The sequence below is a fragment of the Vibrio sp. 10N.222.49.C9 genome (assembly GCF_041474985.1).
Lineage (GTDB): Bacteria > Pseudomonadota > Gammaproteobacteria > Enterobacterales > Vibrionaceae > Vibrio > Vibrio crassostreae_C.
In genome coordinates this window covers 1-9,470 of record NZ_JBFRVD010000101.1, presented here as the reverse complement: position 1 = coordinate 9,470, position 9,470 = coordinate 1, and the positions used below count along the sequence as shown (strand labels likewise).

Below are 9,470 nucleotides of genomic sequence, written 5' to 3'. Positions count from 1 at the left end.
CGTTTACCTTGCTTGAGTTGATTCCACTGTTGAATCGTTTCCTCATCAATCCAGAATGTCAGTGAGCCACGATTGATTAGGGCTTGGTTATATTGTTTCCAGTTAGTTGTTCTGTAGCGAGGCTTTGGCATTGCTCTAAGTATGTGAGTGAACTTAGATGATCTGATCGTAGCTTTAAGCATTAGTTCCCTGATTTAGGAAACAAAGCCACTTTTCTGTGCTCTGCCTCATTTCCCGAGACTTCAAGATTCATCTTAAGTTTAGATGCGTATATACTTTGTATGACCTCACCAAATAATTATCTATAAAATACCAATAGAGCTGATTAGATATAACAGCCATCGAGACTAAGAGAGGAAACACGTGAAGAAAATGGAAGCTCCGCACGACATGAACAATGGAGCTAGATTCAAAACAAATAGACACGGCTATGTGACAGTAGTTGAATATTATAATACCTATACTGTTATTGTCGCGTTTGAAAATACTGGAAATATCCGCGCTATCAGTGCGGCGAAATTACGTACAGGTCAACTCACCGATCGTTCTGTCGCGCCTGAATCAATTATGATTGGTGAAAAGGTTGAATCGGTTAAACACGGGATACTAACCATTACTCAAGTTGAATCTGAAAATATTGTGGTACTGACCAATGCCAATAACGAAGAAATTAGAATGTTATTGCCTGCCGTACAGAAAATGAAAGATAAAACAGAAGAAGTCGACAGTGAAAATATTGCCTCCCCAAAACCAACCTCTCTTAGCGAACTGACTAAAAGAAATAAAAAGACCAAAGACGTTAATAGCATGCTTAAGAAAATGCTTACTGACTACGGTCGATACGATTAACTCTCTGTTTTCAACAATAAAGCCTCTATAGATTTATATTCTAATATAAAAACTAGTTAAGCCTGCCTTTCTCAATAAAATACGTTGCATATTCGAGTGAAAAGTTAAATTTGATCAAAGTCTCACTCTGGATCTTTACTACAAATTAACGAGATCTCCATCACAATCTCATTTCAGTTTTGTGATGGGGATCTTGTTGAAATCTGAATACTTCCATTACTATGCTCTCACACAATAAGAGAACGAAGTTTCTCAACCCCTAAAATCCAATTGAGACAAATATTATGAAAAAGATTCTTGTAGTTTGCGGTAACGGCCTTGGTACTTCTCTAATGATGGAAATGGCAGTAAAAGAAGTCGCTAAAAAAATCGGTTTCGAAGCAGAAGTTGATCACGAAGATCTATCATCTGCAGCATCAAGCAATGCGGATATTTGGGTTGCAGCAACAGACGTTGCAAACCAACTAAAAGACGCTGGTAAAGAGAATATCATCAGCCTTAAAAATATTTTTGACAAAGCATCTATTGAAGAACAACTAAAAACTTTCATGTAAGGTCAAAATTATGCAAAACTTTTTCGAGTTCATGCTCGGCTTATTAAAAGAGCCGGCGATCATGGTAGGTTTAATTGCTTTTATCGGCCTGGTTGCACAAAAAGCAGATGTTTCTACCATTCTAAAAGGCACAATTAAAACCGTAATGGGTTTCCTAATTTTAGGTTTTGGTGCTGGCGCTCTTGTTGGCGCACTAAATAACTTCTCTGTTGTATTTACTGAAGCATTCGGCGTAAGTGGTGTTATTCCAAATAACGAAGCAATTGTTGCATTAGCACAAGAAGCATTCGGTTATGAAATGGCTCTAATTATGTTCTTCGCATTCGTTGTGAATATTGTATTGGCTCGTTTAACACCTTTAAAATATATTTTCTTAACGGGTCACCACACAATGTTCATGTCTATGCTGGTAGCGGTAATCCTGTCTACAGCTAACATCGAAGGCACTGCTCTCGTTGCAATCGGCTCGATCATTGTGGGTTCACTGATGGTTATCATGCCTGCACTTGCTCAAAAATACACAGAGAAAGTGATGGGTACTGATCAGTTGGCGATGGGTCACTTCTCAACGTTCTCATACTTAGTATCGGGTTACATTGGTAGCAAGTTTGGTGACACTTCAAAATCAACAGAAGACATCAACGTACCTAAGAGCCTAATGTTCCTGCGTGATACGCCAGTTGCTGTAGCAACAACAATGGCTATCTTCTTTATGTTTGCCTCAATTGTTGCTGGCGGTGACTTTGTTGAAACAGTATCAGGCGGTCAAAACTGGGTAGTATTCACCTTCATGCAATCTCTTGTGTTTGCCGGTGGTGTTTACATCGTACTGCAAGGTGTGAAGATGCTGATTGCTGAAATTGTTCCTGCATTCAAAGGTATCTCTGACAAGCTAGTACCGGGCGCAAAACCTGCTCTAGACTGCCCTATGGTATTCCCTGTAGCACCAAACGCGGTACTTATCGGTTTCCTTTGTTCTTTCGCTGCTGGCCTACTAGCAATGGCAGTTCAAGGTGCGCTTGGCTGGACAATCATTGTAGCTGGCGTCGTTCCACACTTCTTCGTAGGTGGTGCAGCAGGCGTTTACGGTAATGCGACAGGCGGTCTACGCGGTGCAATTCTAGGTTCGTTCTCGCAAGGTCTGTGTATCTCTTTCCTACCAATGCTACTGCTTCCAGTACTGGGTGGCCTTGGTCTTGAAGCGACAACGTTTGCTGACTTCGACTTCGGTGTTGTTGGTCTTATCCTAGGGTGGATTGTTTCATGAGCTTATTCGATTTAATTGGTAACCAAGGCGTTATCATCAACTCTGAAGAAAACCTAACGGTTGATGCGGCGATTGATGTGACCTGTTCAACACTGCTAGCAAGCAACAAAATCGAAGCAAGCTATGTTGAAGCTATCAAGCAAAAGCACAAGGACATCGGCGCGTACTATGTTCTGGCACCCAAAATTGCGATGCCTCATGCTCGCCCTGAAGATGGTGTGAACGAAGCATCACTGCAAGTAACGGTATTCAAGAAGGGTGTTGATTTAGAGTCAGAAGACAACGGTGACGTTTACCTTTCAATTACTCTGGCGGCGATGGACTCAGATAGCCACATCCATACTATTATGGCGCTATCAGAGTTGTTCCAAAATGATGATGACATTGATGCCATTATCGCAGCGGAAACTGAGCAATCGATCATCGAGATCTTAAAACGATACTAATCTCGATCTAAAGATCCTGATAAGCCCCCATGAAAAAAGCGATAGCCTCGGCTATCGCTTTTCTGTTTCTGGTGCTTAGTCATTTCTCATCGAGTATGAGTTAAGGCATCACACCTCGAAAGCATTCAATGGCGTTAAAACGCGTACATTCGTTTGTCTGTTGATAATTCAAAACAATATTGCGCATGTTTATTAAGACACTCAAACACTTCTCGATCTAACTTAAAGTTATCAACGTGGTCCGTCAAAATAGCGAGTGTTTCTTCTAGTGTCATACCTGCACGATAAGGGCGAGACTGAGTTAGCGCTTGAAACACATCCACCACAGCAACAATTCGACTGGGTTGATCCAGCTCTTCCGCCGTTTTGCCCATTGGGTAACCCGAACCATCCAACCTCTCATGATGATTAGATGCCCACTGACAAACCTGAGGTGAACTAAACAACTCCTGCAGTGCGAATCGAGTGTCCGTTGCATGGCGTTTAATACAGCAATACTCTTCTTCGGTCAGCAAATCCGGCTTATGAAGAATGTCATTAGGTGTTTGCAGTTTGCCGATGTCATGAACTAGGCCTGCTAAATAGAGTTTACGCTGAGTGGTGTAGGAATAACCCAGCTGTTTGGCGAGGTATTCTGAAAGCTGCCCAACCTTTAAAGAGTGCTTAAAGGTAAACGAACTTTTGGTATCAACAACATTGGCGATAAACTCGGCAAAGGCCACCGTCTCATCCAGCGACATTTGCTGGGAGAAAAATGGCACAGGTTCAAAGTTATCCCTCATGTTCTCGATGTATGGAATCTCCATAGAAAACCAGAAGTCATCCAAATCAACCAACTCGCACATGTGTTGCACAAGGTTGGTTTCGAACATCTCATCCGCTTGTTCAGTCAAACGTTCAATGATGCTCGCTTTGCCATCTGGTGTTAGGTTTCCATAACGATCAGAAGAGGTTATGCCGTATAGATAATCGACTCTATCGGCAAGCATCACGATGGCAGCTAGTTCTCTTTCTAACTCGCTGATATGAATAGCCCTTAGCTCAGACCACGGAGTATGGTGATAAAGAACCGGCTTAGCAAATATAGAAAGAACTGGGCACTCTTTTAAGATTTGGTAGCCCTTTTGACAATGGTGATAGCTTGAGTCAGGTACAAACCCAGACGTTAAACTGAGCTGTTCATCAATTTGCGAGACACCACAGTCGTGAATCAAGCCTAACGAAAACGCGAGCTGCGCTTGCTCTTCTTCCCACCCCACACTCAGAGCACATCGATACGCGATATAGCCCACTCTCTGTCCATGATTTTTACTTTCGAAACCGACGTTATCAAGCGCCTTAGCAATACCGAATAGAGCCTTCCTTAAGTCCACGGTCACGTCCTGGCAATGTTGATTCATTATTTAAGCCTAGCATTTTTATATTTTTTATATATTTAGGCCGCTAATACTAATGCATAGCTAATGATTATATACACAACTATTGTAAGGTTTAATGAGTTTCGTGATAGAACCAACGTATCACGAAAAATCCGTGCTACAAATGGTTGCATATTAAAAATCATGCGACATTATAGCCTGCCGACTAAGATTCGCTTAAATAAGCAGCCATAAGAAAAGGAAAGACATGTTTAAAACGGTTATCGACAACGAACTCTCCATCGCATTGGTTGAAGAGAGCTTCGCTTCTCACTACGCGGAAATCTCACAAAGCCAGAATGAGTACCTAAGTCAATGGCTCGTGTGGCCGCCACATTGTAAAACCGAGCAAGACTTTAGGATCTTCATCCAACGCTCGCTACACGATTATGCCGAAGGTAAAAGCATGACTTGTGCAATCGTGTATCAAGACAAGGTCGTCGGTAACTGCAGTTTCAATACCATTGATCATGATAAGCAAAAGGTGACCATAGGTTATTGGTTATCTGAGACATACCAAGGAAAGGGGATTGTGACGCGCGTTGTCCAGAAGCTGATTGATGTTGCTTTCAATGAGTTAGATATGGAAAAGGTAGAGATATCAGCCGCAACCAGTAACCAAAGCAGCCGCAAGGTTTGTGAGCGCTTACATTTCACGTTAGAAGGTATTATAACTCGTAACGAGAACTTGAATGGCCGCATCGTAGACCACGCTATTTATGGACTTCATCGCTCTAAGCTCTAAGCTCTAAGCTCTAGGCTCTAGGCTCTAGGCTCTAGGCAGTAGTAACTAAGAAGTCACTCGCTTGTAAATCGGAATATAACAAAGCCACGGTATTAGTCGGTGGCTTTGTTATTTGACGAGCCTGAAGAGCTCTTGAAGCTGCAGCTTATGCGATCTTAGGAATCACGATACTGAACTTGGCGCCACCATAGTTGCTGTCGTCGATTTTGATATCCCAAGAAAGTTTTTTAGCCGCCGATAGAGCAATCGCGAGGCCCAACCCCAATCCACCGTTGGTCGACGTTCTGCTTGAGTCTAGTCGAGAGAACGGAAGGAATACCTCATCACGCCTATTCTCTGGTATTCCAGAACCATTGTCTTCAATCACCACCAGCCAGTTTTCTGAGTTCTCATCCAGCGTCATCCACACTTTGTCTTGTGTGTAATTACCCGCATTCTTGAGAACGTTATCGAACACCAAGCGTGCCATTGAGCAATCACACTTAATCTTGCACTCTAGCTGTACCTTAGATTCAAAGGTGGCATTGTCTAGTTTCGAGTAACGAATTCGGTCTAGGCAATACTCACGAAGATCGGAGGTCACTTTAACGAGCTCAAAGAAAGAGTTATCCATGACATTCAACTTCGACAGCATGATGATTTCTGACGTGAGCTCGTTGATATCCTCAATGTAGGTATCAATGTCATCGAAAAGAACCTGATGATTATCGGGGGCTCCCCTTCTTAGGATATCGGTCGCCAGTTGAATACGACTTAGCGGAGTTCGTACTTCGTGTGGGATAGCTTGAGCGAAAATATGACTTTGTTTTACTTTGCTTTCGATCTCTTCAGCCATGAAGTTAAAACTGCTGGCCAAATCAGAAACAGGATGGATGTCGTCCATGTCAGATCGAGTACTAAGCTTGCCCTTACCAAACTGTTTCTGCTTCTCGACGAGCAACTCTATTCTTTCTTGAAACGCCTCACAGGTAAGTAAACACTTGCTCCAATCGCCACAATCACAGCCAACAACAGCCCTAACAAAAAGTGTCGTTCTGAGTCTTCGTACCATTCAATGTCAGGAGAGAAAAAGTCCCCTACCTCACTGAACCCAAAACTGAATTTAGAGTTTGGTAGCTGAAACACGGTCGAATAGAGGTTGTCATCACTTAGATATATCGGCACACCGTTTAAGGTGGTGTATAACTCACATTGTTGGCAAGGCGCCTCGCCCGACCAATTCTCCAACAGGCGTAAATTGAAGATATAAAATTGTTGGTAGCCTGTTCTATCGAGCTCTTTATAGAGTGAGTTTTCTTGATTGTGTTGACGAACATACTGCTCCGCAAAGTAGATGCCATCATTGAGGAAGGTTTCGATCTCGGTGCGTCGCATGTACCCCTCACCAAGGTTCAAGAACAAAAATATCGTTGCCGACATCCCAGTCACAATCCCAAGGTATAAGCGAGCAAACATCGAAACCGAGCGAAGTTTCGTAGCAATGAACTTACGCAACCAGCATGTACCCCTTGTTGCGAACCGTACGAATCAACTGTTTGTCTTTTGCGTGAATGCGCAGCTTTCGGCGTAACCCAGACACGCGCATATCAATCGAGCGATCATTAAACGCGTAATCAATCCCTCTAAATAACTGACAGCACTGGTCTCGAGTCACGACCTGACAGATGTTATTAACGAGAAGGTTTAAGATTTCAAATTCAGCAGAAGTAAGCTTGAGGTTTTGGCCATAGAGCGTGGCACTTTGAGCAGAGCTGTTGATTACAATATCGCACTGTTTTTCAGCCGTAGTTTCTTGCGCAGTTTTTACGGGAGTCGCTCGACGCAATAACGCTTCAATTCGCGCTAACTAGGGCGATTTGGTGGCGACGAATTCATTGTGATTGCCCACACCTGCCGAAATCAAAATATCCCACTACTTTGCTCTCGCATCATTGATGCCTTAAACCGAAGTTTCCATATCAGAGGCATCGGCAGTTTATCTGTCGGTTGCAGCATAGGTACCGCGCATTTCCCTGATAACGCGGTTGACCAAGAAACATTGCTAAAGCAAGCGGGTATGGCGATGCATCTTGCAAAAGCGAATGGTCGAAACCGCTTCCAAACGTTTACCCCAGACTTAGCACAAACCCTGCATCGCAAAGTAGAGATCCGCCATCGACTGGCACGCGCCATAGAAAACGACGATCTCAACCTTCACTATCAACCGATCATGAACACCAACAGCGACAAGGTGAAAGGGTTTGAAGCCTTGCTTCGATGGTCAGACAAAGAGCTAGGTAACATAGGCCCTGATGAGTTTATTAGCTTAGCGGAGGAGACGGGGCAGATTGTACCGCTCGGGAAATGGGTTCTGAACTCTGCACTCAAACAGCTATCGATATGGCAACGTGAGTTTGATAGTGAGTTGATGATGAGTATCAATATTTCGAGTATTCAGATGCACGCGACCTTTGCCGAGCAGCTATTAGCAATGTTGAACTTCTACAATATCCAACCTCAAAGCATCGCCCTTGAGATCACCGAATCTTCCATGATCTTCAAGCATGGTGAAGTCAGGCAAGCGTTAAGCTATATTTCTAAATTGGGCGTAGAGCTTCACCTTGATGACTTTGGCACAGGCTACTCGTCACTGTCGATGTTGCATGACTTACCGATTAGCACCGTGAAACTCGATAAAAGCTTCGTCCACGGTTCACACAAAGGGAGCAAAGCGATTGTCCAAGCCACCCATGCTATCTGTGAAAAATTGGGGCTAAAAGTGGTTGCTGAAGGTGTCGAAACCGAAACGCAAAAAGCGTTCTTAATCGATTGTGGATACCAGTATCTTCAGGGATTTTTATTTAGTAAACCAATTCCCTCAAATGAAGTCGAAAGTCAGTTTTTGAATGGTCGACAATCCTACAATTAAAGACTTATTTATCAATAAATTAAGTCGTTTGAATGCTTCCTAAACAATCGGCTGCTGTGGGTGTGTACGCTTACGTATGCTTACATAGCGTTTAACAGTAAGAGGAAATAATTAAGCTATTGTTTATAAAGAAAATTACTTAGAAATTCACACAATAAAACACCAAACCATTATACCCACTAACTGTAATGACTTTGGTATTTAGATTACCCTCATTCCGTCCCTTTAGCAGAGCAAATAATCGGTAACCATGAACAGACAAAACGGCTTCACTCTTTTAGAACTCATCATCTCTGTATTAATTTTAGCGATCGTTTCGGCGACAGCTATGGTCAAGTTCTTAGACGTTCAAGGAAGTGCTCGGGCGAGTAAAATACATGATGTGGCTGGTAACCTTCGCACGGGTATCGATATGATCTACGCGAAGTCAGCGATTGCTGGCGTTGAGGATGAGTGCAACTATGTTGAAAAGACGGAGATTGAGACCTACTACGTTTGTCATGGTTACCCAATCGCCTATGTTGACTCACTAAGAAGACTGCTCAATATCGACGCAACAGAGCTTCATGTCATCAACAAAGAAGTAGACTCTGGCAGCAATGCAGAAAGAGTAGCCGCCATCTCTTTCGACACCGAAAACTACACCTATTCGCCAGAAGGAGACTTTTGTCAGGTGCTTTATCAGCCAGAAAAAGAACCACAGATCGTGGTGCTTGATGGTGCATGTTAAATACTCAACGATTGCACGCTTCCATAGTTAACACAAAGCCACCGCAACAGATCTTTGAATATCATGTGGTTACGCTAACATTTGCTCAAAAATAACACTAATTGATCTAACTTGTTGCTGCTTATACTTTTAGGCAGTGCTCATGGTATAACACCAACCTCATTCATATCTTATTTTCATCACTAGCCGATTAATATTTACATAGACACATATTTGATACATATGTCAATAATAATTCAATTAAAATTCTTTAATCAACACATCATGATAAAAATCATCCTTTCCCTATTTTAAATATCCCACCTTAAAGTTTAATTATTTAAATTTCGTAACAGAATAAATTAAAGTCAATCATTCAACAAATATAATTAATTCTATCATTGATTACTTTAATTAAATCACCAAAACAATACGCCACATAAATTATATTAATATCACATAAAATGACATAATTTAATTTTATCATGAAAAATTCTGATAAATCTCACGCATCGATAAACCGAATGAATACCATCAGAAGCTACATTAGAAACCGGCGTTGTTGATCAAATCA

7 protein-coding genes and 4 pseudogenes are annotated in these 9,470 nt (G+C 42.2%); 7 read left to right on the top strand and 4 right to left on the bottom strand.

Annotated elements, in window-relative coordinates; all coding sequences use genetic code 11:
• Positions 1–131 (bottom strand): annotated as a pseudogene (locus AB4585_RS22105) (IS5/IS1182 family transposase); the annotation flags it as partial.
• Between the two features lie 241 nt (positions 132–372).
• Here AB4585_RS22105 and AB4585_RS22100 point away from each other — a divergent pair.
• The 4 genes from AB4585_RS22100 to AB4585_RS22085 all read left to right on the top strand — a co-directional run bounded on the left by AB4585_RS22100 (position 373) and on the right by AB4585_RS22085 (position 3,116).
• The gene (locus tag AB4585_RS22100) at positions 373–849 is read left to right on the top strand and encodes a hypothetical protein (RefSeq protein ID WP_029235263.1); all 477 of its coding nucleotides are present in this window, start codon (positions 373–375) and stop codon (positions 847–849) included.
• 284 nt (positions 850–1,133) lie between these two features.
• The gene (locus tag AB4585_RS22095) at positions 1,134–1,403 is read left to right on the top strand and encodes a PTS sugar transporter subunit IIB (protein WP_017064872.1); all 270 of its coding nucleotides are present in this window, start codon (positions 1,134–1,136) and stop codon (positions 1,401–1,403) included.
• A 10-nt stretch (positions 1,404–1,413) separates the two neighbouring features.
• Positions 1,414–2,670: a PTS ascorbate transporter subunit IIC gene (locus AB4585_RS22090; protein ID WP_372170954.1), complete on the top strand. Its 1,257-nt coding sequence runs from the start codon at positions 1,414–1,416 to the stop codon at positions 2,668–2,670.
• Positions 2,667–3,116: a PTS sugar transporter subunit IIA gene (locus AB4585_RS22085; RefSeq protein WP_372170952.1), complete on the top strand. Its 450-nt coding sequence runs from the start codon at positions 2,667–2,669 to the stop codon at positions 3,114–3,116. The genes AB4585_RS22090 and AB4585_RS22085 overlap by 4 nt, the downstream gene beginning before the upstream one ends.
• Before the next feature lie 134 nt (positions 3,117–3,250).
• Here the strand turns inward: AB4585_RS22085 and AB4585_RS22080 are convergent, their stop codons facing one another.
• Positions 3,251–4,516 carry an HD-GYP domain-containing protein gene (locus tag AB4585_RS22080; RefSeq protein WP_372170950.1) on the bottom strand — a complete coding sequence of 422 codons (1,266 nt, stop codon included), beginning with the start codon at positions 4,514–4,516 and terminating at the stop codon, positions 3,251–3,253.
• A 226-nt stretch (positions 4,517–4,742) separates the two neighbouring features.
• Here AB4585_RS22080 and AB4585_RS22075 point away from each other — a divergent pair, with 226 nt between their 5' ends.
• Entirely contained in the window at positions 4,743–5,279 is a 537-nt protein-coding gene (locus AB4585_RS22075; protein WP_372170947.1) for a GNAT family N-acetyltransferase, read from the top strand.
• 145 nt (positions 5,280–5,424) lie between these two features.
• Here the strand turns inward: AB4585_RS22075 and AB4585_RS22070 are convergent.
• Positions 5,425–6,773 (bottom strand): annotated as a pseudogene (locus AB4585_RS22070) (sensor histidine kinase).
• Positions 6,766–7,125: pseudogene (locus AB4585_RS22065) on the bottom strand (winged helix-turn-helix domain-containing protein); the annotation flags it as partial. The pseudogenes AB4585_RS22065 and AB4585_RS22070, both read right to left, overlap by 8 nt.
• On the opposite strand from AB4585_RS22065, the pseudogene AB4585_RS22060 reads away from it, so the two are divergent.
• Both AB4585_RS22060 and AB4585_RS22055 read left to right on the top strand, forming a co-directional pair.
• Positions 7,126–8,187: pseudogene (locus tag AB4585_RS22060) on the top strand (putative bifunctional diguanylate cyclase/phosphodiesterase); the annotation flags it as partial.
• Between the two features lie 250 nt (positions 8,188–8,437).
• The gene (locus AB4585_RS22055) at positions 8,438–8,917 is read left to right on the top strand and encodes a type II secretion system protein (RefSeq protein ID WP_017060589.1); all 480 of its coding nucleotides are present in this window, start codon (positions 8,438–8,440) and stop codon (positions 8,915–8,917) included.
• Positions 8,918–9,470 lie beyond the last annotated feature (553 nt).

Coding starts and splice junctions, on each gene's coding strand:
- AB4585_RS22100 (WP_029235263.1), top strand. CDS start 373: ATGGAAGCTCCGCACGACATGAACAATGGAGCTAGATTCAAAACAAAT.
- AB4585_RS22095 (WP_017064872.1), top strand. CDS start 1,134: ATGAAAAAGATTCTTGTAGTTTGCGGTAACGGCCTTGGTACTTCTCTA.
- AB4585_RS22090 (WP_372170954.1), top strand. CDS start 1,414: ATGCAAAACTTTTTCGAGTTCATGCTCGGCTTATTAAAAGAGCCGGCG.
- AB4585_RS22085 (WP_372170952.1), top strand. CDS start 2,667: ATGAGCTTATTCGATTTAATTGGTAACCAAGGCGTTATCATCAACTCT.
- AB4585_RS22080 (WP_372170950.1), bottom strand. CDS start 4,516: ATGAATCAACATTGCCAGGACGTGACCGTGGACTTAAGGAAGGCTCTA.
- AB4585_RS22075 (WP_372170947.1), top strand. CDS start 4,743: ATGTTTAAAACGGTTATCGACAACGAACTCTCCATCGCATTGGTTGAA.
- AB4585_RS22055 (WP_017060589.1), top strand. CDS start 8,438: ATGAACAGACAAAACGGCTTCACTCTTTTAGAACTCATCATCTCTGTA.